At 57.3% G+C, this 18492-nt stretch carries 21 protein-coding genes; 19 read left to right on the plus strand and 2 right to left on the minus strand.

Annotated elements, in window-relative coordinates:
- The first annotated feature begins 417 nt into the window (after positions 1 to 417).
- Both KQ940_RS22010 and ilvN read left to right on the plus strand, forming a co-directional pair.
- Positions 418 to 2139 (plus strand): acetolactate synthase 3 large subunit, encoded by a 1722-nt coding sequence (locus tag KQ940_RS22010; protein WP_217416803.1) that lies wholly within the window; start codon positions 418 to 420, stop codon positions 2137 to 2139.
- A 2-nt stretch (positions 2140 to 2141) separates the two neighbouring features.
- Complete coding sequence (gene ilvN / locus KQ940_RS22015) at positions 2142 to 2636, plus strand: acetolactate synthase small subunit (protein WP_217416804.1); 495 nt, start codon at positions 2142 to 2144, stop codon at positions 2634 to 2636.
- A 373-nt stretch (positions 2637 to 3009) separates the two neighbouring features.
- On the opposite strand, the gene ilvY is transcribed toward ilvN, so the two are convergent.
- Complete coding sequence (ilvY, locus tag KQ940_RS22020) at positions 3010 to 3885, minus strand: HTH-type transcriptional activator IlvY (protein ID WP_217416805.1); 876 nt, start codon at positions 3883 to 3885, stop codon at positions 3010 to 3012.
- Positions 3886 to 4028: 143 nt separating this feature from the next.
- On the opposite strand from ilvY, the gene ilvC reads away from it, so the two are divergent.
- From ilvC to KQ940_RS22080, 12 genes are all read left to right on the plus strand, one after another.
- Positions 4029 to 5045: a ketol-acid reductoisomerase gene (gene ilvC / locus KQ940_RS22025; protein WP_217416806.1), complete on the plus strand. Its 1017-nt coding sequence runs from the start codon at positions 4029 to 4031 to the stop codon at positions 5043 to 5045.
- 153 nt (positions 5046 to 5198) lie between these two features.
- Entirely contained in the window at positions 5199 to 6188 is a 990-nt protein-coding gene (locus KQ940_RS22030) for a patatin-like phospholipase family protein (protein WP_343222708.1), read from the plus strand.
- Between the two features lie 74 nt (positions 6189 to 6262).
- Complete coding sequence (pssA, locus tag KQ940_RS22035) at positions 6263 to 7024, plus strand: CDP-diacylglycerol--serine O-phosphatidyltransferase (protein ID WP_217416807.1); 762 nt, start codon at positions 6263 to 6265, stop codon at positions 7022 to 7024.
- A gap of 174 nt (positions 7025 to 7198) precedes the next feature.
- Complete coding sequence (gene msrP, locus KQ940_RS22040; RefSeq protein ID WP_217416808.1) at positions 7199 to 8203, plus strand: protein-methionine-sulfoxide reductase catalytic subunit MsrP; 1005 nt, start codon at positions 7199 to 7201, stop codon at positions 8201 to 8203.
- Positions 8194 to 8829, plus strand: coding sequence for a protein-methionine-sulfoxide reductase heme-binding subunit MsrQ (locus KQ940_RS22045; protein ID WP_217416809.1), 636 nt, complete (start codon positions 8194 to 8196; stop codon positions 8827 to 8829). The genes msrP and KQ940_RS22045 overlap by 10 nt, the downstream gene beginning before the upstream one ends.
- A 154-nt stretch (positions 8830 to 8983) precedes the next feature.
- Positions 8984 to 9286 carry a hypothetical protein gene (locus KQ940_RS22050; RefSeq protein WP_217416810.1) on the plus strand — a complete coding sequence of 101 codons (303 nt, stop codon included), beginning with the start codon at positions 8984 to 8986 and terminating at the stop codon, positions 9284 to 9286.
- Positions 9287 to 9302: 16 nt separating this feature from the next.
- Positions 9303 to 9551 (plus strand): DUF3144 domain-containing protein, encoded by a 249-nt coding sequence (locus KQ940_RS22055; RefSeq protein WP_217416811.1) that lies wholly within the window; start codon positions 9303 to 9305, stop codon positions 9549 to 9551.
- Positions 9552 to 9608: 57 nt separating this feature from the next.
- Positions 9609 to 9818, plus strand: a complete 210-nt coding sequence (locus tag KQ940_RS22060; protein WP_217416812.1) for a DUF2970 domain-containing protein — start codon at positions 9609 to 9611, stop codon at positions 9816 to 9818.
- A gap of 215 nt (positions 9819 to 10033) precedes the next feature.
- Positions 10034 to 11182 carry a cytochrome c oxidase subunit II gene (gene coxB / locus KQ940_RS22065; RefSeq protein WP_217416813.1) on the plus strand — a complete coding sequence of 383 codons (1149 nt, stop codon included), beginning with the start codon at positions 10034 to 10036 and terminating at the stop codon, positions 11180 to 11182.
- Entirely contained in the window at positions 11179 to 12768 is a 1590-nt protein-coding gene (gene ctaD / locus KQ940_RS22070; protein ID WP_217416814.1) for a cytochrome c oxidase subunit I, read from the plus strand. The genes coxB and ctaD overlap by 4 nt, the downstream gene beginning before the upstream one ends.
- 4 nt (positions 12769 to 12772) lie before the next feature.
- Positions 12773 to 13345 carry a cytochrome c oxidase assembly protein gene (locus tag KQ940_RS22075; protein WP_217416815.1) on the plus strand — a complete coding sequence of 191 codons (573 nt, stop codon included), beginning with the start codon at positions 12773 to 12775 and terminating at the stop codon, positions 13343 to 13345.
- Entirely contained in the window at positions 13342 to 14229 is an 888-nt protein-coding gene (locus tag KQ940_RS22080; protein ID WP_217416816.1) for a cytochrome c oxidase subunit 3, read from the plus strand. The genes KQ940_RS22075 and KQ940_RS22080 overlap by 4 nt, the downstream gene beginning before the upstream one ends.
- Positions 14230 to 14232: 3 nt before the next feature.
- Here the strand turns inward: KQ940_RS22080 and KQ940_RS22085 are convergent, their stop codons facing one another.
- A complete protein-coding gene (locus KQ940_RS22085; protein WP_217416817.1) occupies positions 14233 to 14436 on the minus strand; it encodes a DUF2909 domain-containing protein in 204 nt (67 codons plus the stop codon).
- An 11-nt stretch (positions 14437 to 14447) separates the two neighbouring features.
- Between KQ940_RS22085 and KQ940_RS22090 the strand changes: the two genes are divergently transcribed.
- The 5 genes from KQ940_RS22090 (at position 14448) to KQ940_RS22110 (ending at position 18284) form a co-directional block, all read left to right on the plus strand.
- Positions 14448 to 15206, plus strand: a complete 759-nt coding sequence (locus KQ940_RS22090) for an SURF1 family protein (RefSeq protein ID WP_217416818.1) — start codon at positions 14448 to 14450, stop codon at positions 15204 to 15206.
- Entirely contained in the window at positions 15170 to 15637 is a 468-nt protein-coding gene (locus KQ940_RS22095) for a hypothetical protein (RefSeq protein ID WP_217416819.1), read from the plus strand. Before KQ940_RS22090 ends, KQ940_RS22095 begins: the two co-directional genes overlap by 37 nt.
- 12 nt (positions 15638 to 15649) lie before the next feature.
- A complete protein-coding gene (locus KQ940_RS22100) occupies positions 15650 to 16681 on the plus strand; it encodes a COX15/CtaA family protein (protein WP_217416820.1) in 1032 nt (343 codons plus the stop codon).
- Positions 16647 to 17555 carry a heme o synthase gene (cyoE, locus tag KQ940_RS22105; protein WP_217416821.1) on the plus strand — a complete coding sequence of 303 codons (909 nt, stop codon included), beginning with the start codon at positions 16647 to 16649 and terminating at the stop codon, positions 17553 to 17555. The genes KQ940_RS22100 and cyoE overlap by 35 nt, the downstream gene beginning before the upstream one ends.
- Positions 17556 to 17681: 126 nt before the next feature.
- Positions 17682 to 18284 carry a Yip1 family protein gene (locus tag KQ940_RS22110; protein ID WP_217416822.1) on the plus strand — a complete coding sequence of 201 codons (603 nt, stop codon included), beginning with the start codon at positions 17682 to 17684 and terminating at the stop codon, positions 18282 to 18284.
- The last annotated feature ends 208 nt before the right edge of the window (positions 18285 to 18492 follow it).

Here is an 18492-nt window from a genome sequence, read left to right on the forward strand (position 1 = left end):
TCACGGCGTGTCAGACAGGCCCGACCACATCGGCCCGACGATCCCATCATTGTCAGGGGATAGTGCGATTGCCCTGCGAAAACCGGTCTGTCCGGTTGATCAAAATATGGCTAAGTGCGAGAATATCGGGCTCTTTTTGGCCTGTTGTACGGGTAACCCCCGTCTGCCGGCTCATTGTATGTGGCTATATAAGCAGTACCCGGCTTAGGGCTCAGAACAGATAAGACCAAGCGAAGTGATCCTTGCTCAGGTCTGCTCCGAATCCACCGCTCATTCAGATGGGTATCCGAACTGATCGGATCGTGTCCGTGACGGCGTCACCAACGCCGGGGTTACGGGTGTGGGTTCAGAAGCACTTAACTTGAACTGTTTACCACCGGCACACTGGGTTGTCGGTGCTGAGTAGAGGGTAATAACGTGGAACAACTTTCAGGCGCAGAAATGGTAGTACGCGCGCTCCGCGACGAGGGCGTGAAGTACATCTACGGATATCCAGGTGGCGCGCTTCTGCATGTGTATGACGCGCTGTTTCAGCAGGAGGATGTCCAGCATATTCTCGTGCGCCACGAGCAGGCGGCGACGCATATGGCCGATGCCTACGCGCGTGCGACCGGCAAGGCCGGCGTCGCGCTGGTGACCTCGGGCCCCGGTGCTACCAACGCCGTTACCGGTATCGCGACCGCGTTTACCGACTCCATCCCGATGGTGGTGATCACCGGCCAGGTCATGAGTCACCTGATCGGCGAGGATGCCTTCCAGGAGACCGACATGCTCGGTATCTCCCGTCCTATCGTGAAGCACAACTTCAGCGTGCAGCGCGCGGAAGATATTCCGGCCACGATCAAGAAGGCGTTCTATATCGCCCAGAGCGGCCGTCCCGGTCCCGTCGTTGTCGATATCCCCAAGGATATGACGACGCCGACCGAGCGTTTTCCGTACGAGTATCCGAAGTCGGTCAAGCTGCGCTCCTACAACCCGATCAGCCGCGGCCACAGCGGTCAGATCCGCAAGGCAGTGGATATGCTGCTGCAGGCGCGCCGCCCGGTGATCTACTCCGGTGGCGGTATCGTCATTGGCGACGCCAGTGCCGAGCTGACCGAGCTGGCGCAGTTGCTCAATTTTCCGGTGACTAACACCCTGATGGGCCTCGGCGGCTACCCGGGTACCGATCGTCAGTTCATCGGTATGCTGGGGATGCACGGCAGCTACGAGGCCAACATGGCGATGCACCATGCCGACCTGATCCTGGCGGTGGGCGCGCGTTTCGATGACCGCGTCACCAACGCTACCGACAAGTTCTGTCCGACTGCACGCATCGTCCATATCGATATCGATCCGGCGTCGATCTCCAAGACCATCCGCGCCGATGTGCCGATCGTCGGACCCTCCAAGGTGGTGCTCGAAGAGATGGTCGGTCTGGTCAAGGAGAGTGCGAAGAAGCCTGACGCGGCCGCGATCGACAGCTGGTGGAAGCAGATCGACGAGTGGCGTGGCCGTCACGGCGGTCACTACCGCACCGACGACTCCGAGCTGATGAAACCGCAGCAGGTGATCGAGATGCTGAGCAAGGTCACCAATGGCGATGCCTACGTCTGCTCCGATGTGGGCCAGCACCAGATGTTCGCGGCGCAGTACTACAAGTTCAACAAGCCGAACCGCTGGATCAACTCCGGTGGCCTCGGCACCATGGGCTTTGGTCTGCCGGCGGCGATGGGCGTCAAGCTGAACTTCCCGGACGCTGACGTGGCCTGCGTCACCGGTGAGGGCAGTATCCAGATGAACATCCAGGAGCTCTCCACCTGCAAGCAGTATGACCTGCCGGTGAAGATCCTCTGTCTGAACAACCAGTCGCTGGGTATGGTACGCCAGTGGCAGGACATGAACTATGAGTCCCGTCACTCGCAGTCCTACATGAAATCGCTGCCGGACTTCGTCAAGCTGGTCGAGGCCTACGGCCATGTCGGCATGAAGGTCGAGAAGTACGCCGATCTCGAGGGCGCGATGCGCGAAGCCTTCGCATTGAAGGACCGTCTGGTGTTCATGGACATCGCCGTCGACCCGTTCGAGCATGTTTACCCGATGCAGGTGCCGCGCGGCTCCATGCGTGACATGTGGCTGAGCAAGACGGAGAGGACCTGATCATGCGTCATATCATTTCAGTTCTGATGGAAAACGAACCGGGTGCGCTGTCGCGGGTTGTAGGTCTGTTCTCACAGCGTAACTACAACATCGAGTCACTGACCGTGGCGCCGACGGAGGACTCGACCCTGTCGCGCCTGACCGTCACCACTATCGGCGACGACCGGGTGGTGGAGCAGATCACCAAGCAGCTGAACAAGCTGATCGATGTGGTCAAGGTGGTCGATCTGACCGAAGGCGATCATATCGAGCGCGAGCTGATGATGATCAAGCTCAAGGCCAACGGTCAGATGCGTGCGGAGATCAAGCGTACCTGCGATATCTTTCGTGGCCAGATCATCGACGTCACGCCGAACACCTACACGGTACAGCTGGTCGGGGCTTCCGATAAGCTGGATGCGTTTATCGCTTCTCTGGGCAATATGGCCAGCATCATGGAGGTGGTACGCTCGGGTGTTTCCGGTATTGCGCGCGGTGAGAAGGTGCTTAGCCTCTAAGCCCCCGTTACTCGACGTTAATCGAGCCGCCTCCGGGCGGCTTTTTCGTGTCTGCTTTGTGAAGGTCGCCCGGCCGCTCAGTCAGGGTTCAGCCGCGCACGGGAACCATGGTTCAGGGTTTGCAGTCTAGTAAACGAAGAGCAACTGAAGCGGAGTCGATAAGGTGTACATGCGGTTAGCAATCGCCATTCTTGCCTGTCTGTTGACGATCTGGGCGGTGCGGACCTTCGCTGCACCCGCGCCTTGGTACTTGTGGGAAAGTCGCATCGACCAATATCGTATCTGTTTGCAGTATCCGCCGGGTGATGGCTGGATCAAGGCCGGAGGGCCCTTCAGTGACGCCGGTTGTCGACTTCCTTATGGCAAATTGCCGTCAGGGTAGTGACCAGAAGGCGTTGATCAATGGGCTGCGCAGTTTTTTTTCCAGCGCAAACAGACCTATCTCATAGGGTTCCAGTTCCGGCTTGATCTCCAGCACCCGAACTCTGTCCGCCAGCGGACTGTTGTCCAGCACGATGCGTGGCACCACGCCGATGCCGAAGCCCAGGCTGACCATGCTGACGATCGCCTCGTTACCCGCTACCTGGGCATAGATACGGGGTTTGATCCCCCGTTCGCTGAACCATTGATTGACGCGGTTTCGCGCCACACCACTCTCCGACAGAATCAGCGGAATCTCCTGCCACTGCTGGCGGCTGAACGGCAACGTATCCGGAATCTGCTCATGGCGTTCTAGCGGGGCGATGAACAGCAGCGGGGTGACGCCGATGGGGCGAAACGCCAGCCCCTTGTTCAGCGTGTCCGGGCGGGCGGCGATGGAGATCTCCTCGCTGCCGGATAAAACGTGGCCGATAGCGTGTTCCGGATCCCCGGTATGCAGCTTTATCTCGACCCGGGGGTATTGGCGGCGAAATTTGCGCAGCATCTGGTATAGAAAGCTGTAACTGGCGGTGACCGAGCAGTAGACGCTGATCTCGCCGTGCAGCTCCTTGGCGTCCTCAAGCAGCGAATTACGGATCAGATCCCATTGGGCCAGGGTGTCACGGGCGTAGGCCTGGAAGCGCTCGCCCTCCCGGGTCAGCTCGACGCTGCGGTTATCGCGTTCGAACAGGTCGACACCCAGCTCCTCCTCCAGCAGCTTGATCGAGCGGCTCAGAGTGGAGGGGCTGACATGACAGCTTTCGGCGGCGCGGCCAAAGTGCAGGCTGTCGGCCAGGGCGAGAAACAGGCGTAAGGGTTTGGTATCCATGATGTTTCAAATTTTAGCACACTGCATTGCATATATATCATTTTACGCAATGCTTCAGATAGCCTAAGGTTCACCCATCGCACGCGCAGGCGTGCTCGTTACCCATTCCATGAACGCTGTTGAGATCCAAGCGGAGAGCTCAGATGCAAGTTTATTACGATAAAGATTGTGACCTGTCGATCATCCAGGGCAAGAAGGTTTCTATCATCGGTTACGGCTCGCAGGGCCATGCCCACGCCTGCAACCTGAAAGACTCCGGTGTTGACGTTACCGTCGGTCTGCGTGCTGGTTCCTCTTCCCGCGCCAAGGCTGAAGCACATGGCCTGAAAGTGGCTGACGTGGCCGATGCTGTTGCCGCTGCTGACCTGGTCATGATCCTGACCCCGGACGAGTTCCAGGGCAAGCTGTATAAGGAAGAGATCGAGCCGAACATCAAGCAGGGCGCTACCCTGGCCTTCGCGCACGGTTTCTCTATCCACTATAACCAGGTTGTGCCGCGCAAGGATCTGGACGTGATCATGATCGCGCCGAAGGCGCCGGGTCACACCGTACGCTCCGAGTTCGTCAAGGGCGGTGGTATCCCTGACCTGATCGCGATCTTCCAGGACGCGTCCGGCAACGCCAAGAACGTTGCTCTGTCCTACGCTTCAGGCGTGGGTGGCGGCCGTACCGGTATCATCGAAACCACCTTCAAGGACGAGACCGAAACCGACCTGTTCGGTGAGCAGGCGGTTCTGTGCGGTGGCTGTGTTGAGCTGGTTAAAGCCGGCTTCGAAACCCTGGTTGAAGCCGGCTACGCGCCGGAGATGGCTTACTTCGAGTGTCTGCACGAGCTGAAGCTGATCGTCGACCTGATGTACGAAGGCGGTATCGCCAACATGAACTACTCCATCTCCAACAACGCGGAGTATGGTGAGTACGTAACCGGTCCGGAAGTGATCAACGACGAATCCCGTGCCGCTATGCGCAACGCGCTGAAGCGCATCCAGAACGGTGAATACGCCAAGATGTTCATCTCTGAAGGCGCCACCAACTATCCGTCCATGACTGCCTACCGTCGCAACAACGCGGCGCACGGTATCGAGCAGGTAGGCGAGAAACTGCGTGCGATGATGCCGTGGATCTCTGCCAACAAGCTGGTCGACAAAGAGAAGAACTAATCTTCTCTTTCGAGCAAAGAAACCCGGCTTCGGCCGGGTTTTTGCGTTATGTACAGGATGTACGGTATGCCGGGCAATCACAATTCTTTCATTTGACGGACGGATCAAACTGGCACACTGTTTTGTGCAGTGCACAAAAACGGGAGGTGTGCCGTGACCAAACGGATCGCAATCAATCTGGCGCTGCAGGGCGGCGGGGCGCATGGCGCCTTTACCTGGGGGGTGCTGGACCGCTTGCTGGAGGAGCCTTGGTTCGCCATCGAGGGCGTCAGTGGCACCAGCGCTGGTGCCATGAACGCGCTGATGCTGGCCGAGGGTTGGCGCAAAGGTGGCCCTGCAGGTGCAAAAGAGCAACTGGCGGCGTTCTGGACCCAATTGATGCTGCCCGAAGAGGTGTCATCGGCAGGGCTGGCGGGCTCCGTCGGCCTACTGTGGCAAAAACTGAGCACCCATCTCTCCCCTTATGACCTGAATCCCTTCGATTTCAATCCGTTGCGAGATACGCTGGAGCAACAGGTCGATTTCGACGCGCTGCAGCGTGATTGCCCATTCAAACTCTATATCGCGGCGACCGAGATCAATACCGGGCGCTTGAGGCTGTTCCGTGAGTCCGAGTTGTGTGCAGAGCACCTGCTGGCCTCGGCTTGTCTGCCGAATCTGCATCAGGCCGTAGAGGTGGATGGTCGCTATTACTGGGATGGAGGCTTTGCCGGGAATCCGGTGCTCTATCCGCTGGTGATGGAGGGAGTAAAGCGGGATCTACTGATGGTGCTGTTGCAACCGCTGGAGCGTACAGGCGTGCCGACCTCGACTCAGGCGATCGCCGATCGAGTGGCGGAGTTGGGGTTTTTAACCGCTTTCATGCGTGAGATGCGGGCCATCGTGCTGATGCAGCAGAAGATGCGCCAGCGTCCCTGGTTGCTGGGTTCGCTGGCGCGCCGCTTTCGCCATCTCCGCTTCCACCTGATCGGTCCGGATGACGCGTTGGCTGGGTTGCATCGCTCCACCAAGCTGGACACCAGCCGGTCGTTTCTTCATTGCCTGCGTGACTGCGGACGCCAGCGTGCCGAACGCTACATAACCCTGCATCGCGCCAAGCTTGGTGTGCGTACCAGTTGTATTCTGCAACGCTATTTCCTGTGACGGACCGGGTGGGCGTCGACGCGGGCGTAGCGTAGAATATCGGCGACTTACCGCCTATGGAGAGACAGACCGATATGACAGATCAGACTGATCAGCAGCATCCGGATAGTGAACAGGCGTCGGAACAAGAAGCGCGTCGGCCTCGCGGCATCTACCTGTTACCCAACCTGTTTACCACGGGCGCGCTGTTCGCGGGTTTTTATGCAGTGATCGCAGGTATGAGCGGGCGCTTTGAAGCGGCTGCGGTGGCGATCTTTCTGGCCATGGTGTTCGACGGTCTGGACGGACGTGTCGCACGTCTGACCAATACCCAGAGCAAGTTCGGTGCGGAGTTCGACTCCCTGTCCGATATGGTTTCGTTCGGCGTCGCACCTGCGCTGGTCTCCTTTACCTGGGTACTGGAGGACCTCGGCAAGCTGGGCTGGTTGGCCGCATTTATCTACTGTGCTGGCGGGGCTTTGCGTCTGGCTCGATTCAATACCCAGATCGGCTCGATCGATAAACGCTATTTTATGGGTTTGCCGAGCCCGGCAGCGGCTGCCGCCGTGGCGGGGCTGATCTGGTTCTGCAGTTCCAACGAGATCGATCCAAGCGGGTTTGCCTATCCGTTCGCCCTGTATGTGGTGCTGGCCGGGGTGCTGATGGTCAGCAACGTGTTGTACTACAGTTTCAAGGATGTGGATTTCAAAGGCCGGATCCAGTTTCTGAAGCTGGCGCTGATCGTGCTTGTGGTCGCAGTGATCGCCACCAATCCTGCGCTATTTCTCTGGCTGCTGTTTCTGGGCTACGCCCTGTCCGGGCCATTGTTATGGCTATGGCGTCGCCGCCCTCACTGAGGGCCGCTATGGGGTGATGACAGGGGGTGCTGAGGCACCCCTTGTTGCGTTTGGAGTCCGGCACCGGAATAAAAGCTGTTTGGTTGGTGTAAGGTTTTGTCGTTTCGCTAGACCCTACAAAGGAACGACCTGCTGCTAAAGGGTCAAAAGGGTAGAGGCTCAGGAGAAATTAGTATGTTGATCAAGCAGGCACGAGATATTCCATCAAGCGAGATTACGCCTGAGTCGGTCTACCGGCAGCGTCGTCAGCTTGTAAAAGCCTTGTTGGCCGGTGGTGCCCTGTTGGCCGCGCGACCGGCGCTGGCGCTTGATCGTTACACGCTGGACGCGGATGAAAAACGTTACCCCGGACCCGACTGGCTGCAGGCTCAGTTGCGTTCCGCCAAGGCAGGGCAGCCGATCTCAGGGGAGGCGTTGACCCCCTATGCTCATGTCACCGGACACAACAACTTCTACGAGTTTGGCTTGGGTAAAGAGGACCCAAAACAGAAGGCTCAGGGATTCAATACCGATCCGTGGAAGGTGGAGATCAGCGGCGAGGTGGCCAAACCGGGCACCTATACCCTTGAAGATCTGCTGAAACCCCATGCGCTGGAGGAGCGGATCTACCGCCTGCGCTGTGTAGAGGCCTGGTCGATGGTAATCCCCTGGGTCGGCTTTCCGCTGGCCGATCTGATCAAGCGCTTCGAGCCGACCGGTAATGCCAAGTATGTGGAGTTCACCACGCTGCAGGATCCTGCGCAGATGCCGGGTCAGCGCAGCTTCTTCAGCACCCTGGACTGGCCCTATGTCGAAGGGCTGCGCATGGATGAGGCGATGCACCCGCTGACCATTCTGGCGGTGGGTGTCTACGGGGATGCGTTGCCGCCACAGAATGGCGCTCCGCTGCGCCTGGTGGTGCCGTGGAAGTACGGCTTTAAAAGTATCAAGTCGATCGTGCGTATCCGCTTTACCGAGCAGATGCCAAAAGTGACCTGGAATCAGACTGCGCCCAACGAATATGGGTTCTATGCCAATGTGAACCCCAAGGTGGATCATCCGCGCTGGAGTCAGGCGACCGAGCGCCGTCTGCCATCGTCGCTGTTCAGTCCCAACATTATCGATACCCGCATGTTCAACGGCTACGCCGACCAGGTGGCGCATCTGTACAGCGGGATGGATCTGCGCAAATGGTTCTGAGTATTGCCGAACTACACCGTTCGAAGAGCGGTCGCCGGGTGTTCTGGTGGCTACTGTTTCTGCTGCCGCTATTGCCCCTGGCCTGGATCGTACGCAAAGCTATCGAGCAGGATCTGGGCGCCGATCCGGCGCAGACCATCGTGACCTTTCTGGGCCTTTGGACCTTGCGCTTTCTTTTCATCACGCTTTCCGTCACCCCTTGTCGGCGCTTGTTTGGCTGGCTCTGGATCCAGCGTTACCGCAGGATGTATGGCCTCTATACGCTGTTCTACGCCTGTTTGCACCTGCTCTCCTTCGCGACTTTCATTCTCGGTTGGCGGCCTGAATTGATCGCCCGCGAGCTATCGGAACGTCCCTATATCATTGTGGGTTTTATCGCCTGGTTGGGGCTGGTTGCACTGGGGATTACCTCGACCCGGGGCTGGGTGAAACGTCTGGGTCGGCGTTGGCAGCAGTTGCACTACTTGGTTTACCCGATCGCGATTCTGGCGATGATCCACTTCGCCTGGCTGATCAGAGCCGGTTATGGTCAGGTCCTGTTCTATGCGCTCATCCTGCTTCTGCTGTTGGGGTACCGGGTAGGGTACAGAGTCAAACGCCGCCAGCAGGTGCTACAACAGCACTGACGTTTGGAATAAAGCCGACAATTCAACCTCTGTTTGTGGATGAGGGCTTTATGTCATGGCATTAATTTCAATCACTTGGCTGCCAGACTGTGGCTGAGTGATTGGCACTCTACCTGCAATATCCCCTTACGGTTGGGTTAAATGGGGAGGGGGTATGTCCGTTACCGGGGAGTGTGGCGATGTTGGCCTTGCGCACAAGACGGCGGGTCTCAGTTTTGTCAACACGATCGATGCGCACCTGCGTGTGGTAGCGCGGTTACGCCTGGCAACCGAACTCCATCACAGCATCCGTCTGCAGTTGAGCCTGTTCTACGACAATCAGCCTACTGGCTCGCTCTCGTTCGACCTGAACGGTTTCAGTCCATCCGAGGGCGTCGCACTGGCCCGCAATATCGGTGCAAATCACTACATCATGCGTGAGATCGATGAGTATCTCTGCGGTGATATGGTTGAGTAACGCGAGGAGTAGCGCAATGCTGGAAGCCGATTTTTTTGAGGTGTCAGACGAGTTTGTCAACCTGGCGAACGAGATGCTCGACGAGTGGGCGCAGCCAATGCTCAGTGCCGCCATCATGCATGCCGCGGCCCGATTTAACGCCTTTCATGTGTTGGATCAGGGGGAGGAGCAGGATCTGTCCAAGGCAATCGGCTTCCTGACCAGCCAGTATCGGCAGATGCTCGAGGAGGCGATTCGGGAGATGAAGCGCGACGGGGGCTTTTAATCTTCTTTTCGCAAATACGGCTCATCTGACCTATATCTGTAACTGGAGGTGAGTCCTATGCATACCGATATTATTCAGCGCTGCTGGCGCACTCTGCTTGGAGTGCTCGCTGGCTTTCTCGGTGTTCGTTCCGAATCGGCGAGAGAGCAGGATTTCAAAGAGGGGCGTGCGCTTCATTTCGTCGTAATTGGCGTCCTGATGGCGGTCGTTTTCGTGATTTTCGTGATCATTCTCGTACGTTGGGCGCTCAGTATTTTAGGTGCCTGACGGCCATTTGTTGATGTAGCCCGACGTTACCCACTTTATCGCGTATCTTCCTTGCATTTTCCCAACGCCTGCTATACTCCGCTATGAGGTCACCCGGCAATAGAGTAGCCAAAGCAGGATCTGCCGGACTGTGACTCCCCTCTTTCAGAAGGGTCCGGACCTGCCCGAGCGGGTCAGGATGGAACCTGGGCATACCCGCTTATGGAGGCCTGGTGATGGGAACGATAAGAACAATAATATTCGGTCTATCGCTCGCTCTTTCGTCGCATTCGGCACATGCCGAGTGGGCGTTAAACCTGTCTCCGGGCGTCACGGAAGTGAGTCGCTCGGTATACGACCTGCACATGACCATCTTCTGGATCTGTGTGGCGATCGGAGTTGTCGTATTCGGCGTCATGTTCTGGTCGATCTTCCATCACCGCAAATCCCGTGGCGCTGAAGCTCACCACTTTCACGAACACACGCTGGTCGAGGTGGCTTGGACGATAGTGCCACTGGGCATCCTGATCGCCATGGCTGTGCCGGCCACGGCCACGCTGGTCAAGATGTACGACTCGAGCGAGGCGGATCTGGATGTGCAGATCACCGGGTACCAGTGGAAGTGGCGTTACACCTATCTGGACCAGGATCTCGATTTCTTCAGCAATCTCACCACGCCGCAAGAGCAGATCGGCAATCAACAGGCTAAGGGGGAACACTACCTGCTCGAGGTGGATCGTCACCTGGTGCTGCCCACCGACACCAAAATCCGCCTGCTGCTGACCGCCAATGATGTTATCCACAGCTGGTGGGTGCCGGCGCTGGCGGTGAAGAAGGATGCGGTGCCGGGCTTTATCAACGAGGCATGGACCCGGATCGACGAGCCCGGTATCTACCGCGGCCAGTGCGCTGAACTGTGCGGTAAAGACCACGGTTTCATGCCAATCGTGGTAGAGGCCGTTCCCCCTGAGCAGTTCCAGCAGTGGCTCGCCGAAGTGAAAGCCGAGAAGCTGGCGGAGGCCGCGGCGGCTGAGAAAAGTTGGACGCTGGATGAGTTGATGACTCAGGGCGAGCAGGTCTACCTGCGGGCGTGCGCGGCCTGTCATCAGCCCACCGGTACCGGTGTGCCGCCGGCTTTCCCGGCCCTGAAGGGCAGTCCGATCGCTTTGGGTGATGTCGGCACTCATATCGATATTGTCCTGAATGGACGTCCGGCAACCGCGATGCAGGCGTTCCGTGACCAGCTAAGTGCTAGCGAGCTGGCCGCTGTGATCACCTATGAACGCAACGCGTGGGGTAACAGTACGGGCGAGGCGGTATCTCCGAGTCAGATAGCGGAAATGCTGGCCGGTAATGCGGATACGGTAGGGGAGGGCGCGCAATGAGTACGCTGGATACTGCAGCACCCGGTGCTCACGAGGAGCACCACGGTCCGGCCACCGGTATCGGACGCTGGCTCTTTACCACCAATCACAAGGATATAGGCACGCTCTATCTCTGGTTTAGCCTGTTGATGTTTCTCATCGGTGGCGTGATGGCGTTGCTGATCCGCAGTGAGCTGTTCCAACCCGGCTTGCAGCTGGTCGAGCCCGGTTTCTTCAATCAGTTGACTACCATGCACGGTCTGATCATGGTGTTTGGGGCGGTGATGCCCGCCTTCGTCGGGCTGGCGAACTGGATGGTGCCGTTGATGATCGGAGCGCCGGATATGGCGCTGCCCAGGATGAATAACTGGAGCTTCTGGATCCTGCCTTTCGCCTTTGCGATCCTGGTGTCGACGCTGTTTATGGATGGCGGCGCGCCTAACTTCGGTTGGACCTTCTATGCGCCGTTGTCGACCACTTATGCACCACCCAGCGTGACCTATTTCATCTTCGCCATCCATATCATGGGGGCCAGTTCGATCATGGGCGCGATCAACATCATCGCAACCATACTCAATCTGCGTGCGCCCGGTATGACGATGATGAAGCTGCCGCTGTTCGTCTGGACCTGGCTGATAACCGCGTTCCTGTTGATCGCGGTGATGCCGGTGCTTGCCGGTGTGGTGACCATGATGCTGATGGATATCCACTTTGGCACCAGCTTCTTCAATGCCGCTGGCGGTGGCGATCCAGTGCTGTTCCAGCATGTGTTCTGGTTCTTCGGTCATCCCGAGGTGTACATCATGATCCTGCCGGCGTTCGGTATCGTCAGCCAGATCATCCCCACCTTTTCGCGCAAGAAGCTATTTGGCTACGCATCGATGGTCTACGCCACCGCCTCTATCGCGATCCTGTCGTTCCTGGTCTGGGCCCACCATATGTTCACTGTGGGGCTGCCGTTGGTCGGTGAGCTGTTCTTCATGTTTGCCACCATGTTGATTGCGGTGCCGACCGGGGTAAAGGTGTTCAACTGGGTAGCGACGATGTATCGAGGTTCCTTGACCTTCGAAACACCGATGCTGTTTGCCATTGCCTTTGTCGTGCTCTTTACCATCGGCGGCTTCTCGGGGTTGATGCTGGCGATTGCGCCGGTAGATTTTCAGTACCATGACACCTATTTCGTGGTGGCGCATTTTCACTATGTGCTGGTGCCCGGCGCGATATTCTCGATCATGGCCGGTGTCTATTACTGGCTGCCGAAATGGACCGGACATGCGCTGAATGAGTCGATGGGTAAGTTTCACTTCTGGTGCAGCTTTATCGGCGTCAATATCACCTTCTTCCCGATGCACTTTCTGGGTCTGGCGGGGATGCCAAGGCGTATTCCCGACTACGCGCTGCAGTTCGCCGACTTCAACATGGTGGCAACAGTCGGTGCCTTCATCTTCGGCTTCTCCCAGCTGCTCTTCGTCTGGAATGTGATTCACTGCATACGCAGCAGAGAGACCGTGTCGGCGCAGGTGTGGGAGGGTGCCCACGGATTGGAGTGGGAGGTGCCGTCACCGGCGCCCTACCATACTCATACCACGCCGCCGCGAGTGGAGTGACACCATGGATGCCGCCCAAGCTAACCGCCGACTGATTTTGCGCCTGTTGATGGCCTCGGTGCTGATGTTTGGCTTTGGCTTCGCCTTGGTTCCGCTGTACGACGTGTTCTGTAAGGTCACCGGGCTCAATGGTCGTATAACGGCAACGGGTCCGGTGGATGCGGTGGCGGTTGATACGGCTCGCTCAGTCAAAGTCCGGCTGATCGCGATTAACAACGAAGGGATGCCGTGGGCTTTTGGTCCGACCGAGTCTTTACTGCGGGTCAATCCTGGCGAGATGAAGCAAACCGCCTACCGGGCAAGCAATCCGACCACAAGGCGGATGGTGGCTCAGGCGATCCCCTCCGTTTCCCCGGGTGAAGCCGCGCAGTATCTGCACAAGATCAACTGCTTTTGCTTCGACTCGCAAGCTCTGGAGGGCGGTGGCGCGATCGACATGCCCCTGATGTTTATGATCGACACCGATCTGCCGGAGTCGATCCACACGATTACGCTCTCCTACACCCTGTTCGATATATCGCCGGATAAGACCGGTACAGCAGAGAACGATACCCAAGAGGGAGGTTCACCGATATGAGCGCGCATGCATCCTATTATGTACCGGCACAGAGTCGTTGGCCGATTCTGGCATCGGTGGCGATGTTTCTGCTTGCCTTCGGTGCCGCAACACTGGTTAACGGCCTTAGCGCCAAGAGCGGTGCGGGTCCGGGGCTGTTGATGGTGCTCGCAGGAGCGCTACTGCTGGGGCTGATTCTGGTGGGCTGGTTTGCAAACGTGATTCAGGAGAGTCACGCGGGTCTCTACAGCGATCAGATGGACAGATCCTTTCGCTGGGGCATGAGTTGGTTCATCTTCTCCGAAGTGATGTTTTTTGCCGCGTTCTTTGGCGCGCTGTTCTATGTTCGCACCCTGTCAGTGCCCTGGCTGGGCGGGGAGGGCGATCGCGGTGTAAGTCAGATGCTCTGGCCAGGCTTCACCGCGGAGTGGCCGTTGATGAACCCGCCCGACAGCGAACGCTTTCCGGGGCCGCGGGAACTGGTTGATCCCTGGCATATTCCCTTGCTGAATACGGTGTTGCTGGTCACGTCGAGCTTTACGGTGACACTGGCTCACCACGCACTGCTTCGTGATCATCGCCCAGCCGTTGCACGCTGGCTGGGTGTAACCGTGCTACTGGGGCTGACCTTTCTCGGTTTCCAGATCTATGAGTATGTACATGCGTATAACGATCTGGGCCTGACGCTGAATGCCGGTATCTATGGCGCGACCTTCTTTATCTTGACCGGGTTTCATGGTGCTCACGTTACGCTTGGCACGTTCATGTTGATCGTCATCTTCCTGCGCGTGCTGAAGGGGCATTTCGATCCCACTAACCACTTTGGTTTCGAGGCCGTGTCCTGGTATTGGCATTTCGTCGATGTGGTCTGGATCGGGCTGTTCCTGTTTGTGTATGTGCTTTGAGTGTTAACCGAAGGTGTGCATCTGCAGGTGGCCGCTCAGAATTCCGAACACGAGCAGCAGGAGCAGGCCGGCACTGAGTACGACACGCAGCATCAGGGTATTGGCCATACGGTGGGTGCTGCCTCTATCGCGCATCATGAACCAGAGGCTGGTGAACAGGGCGATGACGACAAGCGCGAAGATAACCAGAGCTATAAGGCGAAACATGGTGTTGTCCTGTGCCGATTTCGAAAACAGACCTGTTCAGTAAAGATGTTGAGCTTGGGATGGGCAAGCGCTTTGGGGCAAGAGTTTGGCTTTATCCACTCTGTCTGTTGATGCTCTCGCTGCTGTGCACGCTCGGCTTCTGGCAGCTGGATAGGGCTGAACAGAAGCGGCAATGGATGGCTGAACAGCAGGGTGCTGCGCTGAGCAACCCCACGCAGGCGCAGCTCGAATACGCGTTGACCCAGCGCCAGTGGGTGCCGGTGACGCTGGCAGTAGAGTGGATCGGTAAAGAGCCGCTGTTTCTGGATAACCGTACTCACGAGGGGCGCGTTGGGTACGAGGTGTTACTGCCGGCTCGATTGATATCGGGGCAGGTGTTGCTGGTCAACCTGGGCTGGGTAGAAGCGCCCGAGAGGCGGGAGCTGAAACCGAGAATCGAGCGACCATCAACCGTGCTGCTGGAAGGTGTAATCGGTCTTCCGGTTGAGACCTATACCCTGAGCGAGCAGCTGTTCGCAGATTGGAGGCTGCAGCGTTTGGATACCGAGATGGCGGGGGAGTATTGGCAGTTGCCGTTGGAGTCCTGGGTGCTATGGCTGCAGCGTCCGCCGCAGAGCGATATGGTGCCGAGATTGCCCGGTTCGGCCACCCTGCCTCCTGAACGGCATCTGGGCTACGCGGTTCAATGGTTCGCACTGGCATTAACACTGGTTCTTATCGTGGGAGTGTTGGAATGGAAGGCTCACAAGCGACCTCGAAAAGTCGATTGACGCTTTGGATGATATGGCTGATTGCACTGTTGCCCATGTTAGGGGCCGGTATTGCTTATCACTTTCAGTTGCCGGTGAGCAGCGGTCAGGTTAATCGGGGTGAGTTAATGGAACCGGTAAAAACCCTCACTCAGTGGGGCGGTAGTGCTGAGCGGTTCACCGGACATTGGACGCTCGTTTTTAGGCACGATGGCGACTGTGACACCGCTTGCGACCAACAACTGCAGAGTTTGCGGACGATACACGATGCGTTGGGGCGAGAAGCTGATCGGGTGCGGGTAGAGCACCTGCAGTCGGCCACGTCGCTCGAAAGCGGTATCTGGATCGTCGATCCTAATGGCAACCTCGTGTTGCGCTATACGCAGGAACAGCTCGGAGAGCCTCTGTTGGAAGATCTCAAGCGCCTGCTGAAAGTGTCGAAGGTTGGCTAGAGGAGTGGGTTGATGGTCTGGAGCTGGCGTCTGGTAAATATCGCGATAGTGCTGGCGCTGATCGTAGTCCTGTTAGGAGGCTGGACGCGCTTGAATGATGCTGGGCTTGGTTGTCCAGATTGGCCTACCTGCTACGGCCATATTGTCCTGCCACCACAGGAAAAAGTGGCAGAGCAGATAGGAGTGAATTTTCCCGGGCATCAGGTGGATCTTCGAAAGGGATGGCTGGAGATGATCCATCGTTACGCTGCGTCGACATTGGGGTTGCTGATTCTGCTGCAGGCGATGCTGGCTTGGAAGCAGAAAGCGATAACCGGTTGCCCGGTGCAGCTTTCACTGCTGCTGTTAGTACTGGTCATAGTGCAGGGTATTTTTGGCATGTGGACAGTGACTTTGAAACTGGTGCCCTGGGTGGTGACGCTGCATCTTTTGGGTGGACTTACCACTCTGGCTCTGCTGGTTAGACTGCGTCAGAGTCTTTCAAGAAACCGTAACAGGCAGTCGCGCGGGGAGAGAGGGAGGGTCGATCCCAGTCTTGTACTGCTTATGACTGTACTGTTTGTACAGATCGCGTTGGGAGGTTGGACCAGCAGCAACTACGCTGGATGGGCGTGTGACCACTGGCTGAGCTGCCAGGGAGATCAGCGGGTCGAGTACGACTTTCGGGAGGGATTGAATCCTGTGTTGCCGCTGGGGCCGAATTATGAGGGCGGGTTGTTGCCGGCGCCAGCGCGAGCCGCGATCCAGATGACCCATCGTGCGGGGGCCTTGATGCTGTTATCGACGCTGGTGCTGGTCAGCTGGCGACTAAGGAAAGTGGCGGCAATTGCGCCCTGGTTGAGTTTGTGTTGGGGCCTGATGGGGTTGCAGGTTCTGCTTGGAGTGTTGAATGTGATCTGGCAGCTGCCACTGGCATTGGCAGTGGCCCACCATGCTGGAGCGGTCGCGTTATTACTGGCTGTTGTTGGTCTGTATGAGCGATCACGTGTGCAACAGACGGAGGTGATTCATGGCAACCTACCCACTGGTCAAATCACGAGTTGAGGTTCCTGCTGGCTGGCGTGACTACCTTGCCCTGTGCAAGCTCAGGGTCGTCGCTGTTATGCTGCTTACGCTTGTCGTGGGCATGTGTCTTGCCACTCCGGAACTGCCCCCTCTTGGATTGCTGCTTGTAACAAACCTGGGTGTTGGGTTGGCAGCAGCCTCGGCTGCCGCGGTGAATCATGTGCTGGATCAGAGTATAGACGCACGTATGGCGCGCACTGCGCGCCGCCCTCTGCCTCAGGGGCGAATTGGTTCATTACAGGCGGTGATTTTTGCAGCATTGATGGGCATAACCGGGGTCGCGTTGCTGGCTGTCTTCGTGAACCCTTTGACCGCTTGGCTAACCTTGGCATCGTTGATCGGTTACGCGTTCGTGTACACCGCGTTTCTCAAGCGTGCTACACCGCAAAATATTGTGATCGGTGGTGTCGCGGGCGCCGCGCCGCCGCTTTTGGGTTGGGTCGCCGTGACCGGACAGGTAACCGCGGATGCCCTGCTCCTGATGCTGATCATCTTTGCCTGGACACCTCCCCACTTCTGGGCGCTGTGTATCGCCCGCAAAGATGATTACGCGCGGGCTGGTATCCCGATGCTACCCATTACGCATGGCGAACAGTTTACCCGGCTGCAGATACTGCTCTACACGGTGCTGACTGTACTGTTGACGTTGCTGCCCTGGTTCGTCGGTCTAAGTGGACTGATCTACCTGATTGGAGTGCTGGTAATCGATATGCGATTTTTACAGTGGGCCTGGCGCCTGTATCGCTGTTGGGATGCTGCCGACCCGATGCGCATGTTCCGCTTTTCGATCCTGTACATCATGGGGTTGTTTGCCATACTTCTTGTTGACCACTACTGGATAACTTCGATGTAAAAAGATCGCTGATCAGGAGGAGATGCGAGTACGGAAAAGGGTGAATGGACGCAAACACCATGCAAGACCAATCTGCAAAGCGCGGGCGTGAAAATAACTATAGCTGCCCGACAGGAGGTTAGAGATATGTTCCTACAGCACATGATGGGGGTTCTGTACCACCCTAAAAAAGAGTGGAGTGCGATTCGCAATGAGCATTACTCAACTACCCATGTGTTCCTGAGTCAGATCAGCATATTGGCAGCCATCCCGGCGATAGCGCTGTTTATCGGCACGACTCAAGTCGGCTGGAGTTTGACCGGTACTGATTACGTGACGTTAAGCATCTCCAGTGCCTTACCGGCGGCGATCGCCTTCTATATAGCGATGTGGGTCGCGGTTGGGTTTATCGCTTATGCCGTTCACTGGATGGAGAAGACATATGGCGGCAATGTTAGCTTCGATGAGTGCATGGTGTTGGTGACATTTACTGCCACACCTCTGTTCCTCTCTGGGTTGGCAGGTCTCTATCCGATGCTTTGGTTCAACGTCATTGTGGGGCTTATCGCGCTTTCCTACTCAATCTACCTGCTATATAGCGGTGTACCCGAGATAATGCAGATTCCTGAAGATAGGGCGTTCTTTTTCTCAACCTCGATTCTCACGGTCGGCTTGGTCGTGCTTGTGGGCTTGCTCGCTGCTACGGCCATTCTTTGGGGGACCTTCGTCCCGCTTAGCTACGTAGGCTGATCCGGAAAATTGGAGAAGCTTAAGGGGGAGCGATGCTCCCCCTTAAGCTGTAATTCACCTGGAAAGTAATACTTCGCGCAGTTCATTCGATATATTTTTGAATAATTTTTACAGCACCTGTTGACTCCCTTAGTGAGGTCTGTAGAATGCGCCTCCTCGCTTGAGCTGAACGCCTTAACGGGCCGGGCAAGATCAGACGAGGCGGTCT

The sequence above is a fragment of the Marinobacterium ramblicola genome (genome assembly GCF_019084545.1).
Classification (GTDB): domain Bacteria; phylum Pseudomonadota; class Gammaproteobacteria; order Pseudomonadales; family Balneatricaceae; genus Marinobacterium_D; species Marinobacterium_D ramblicola.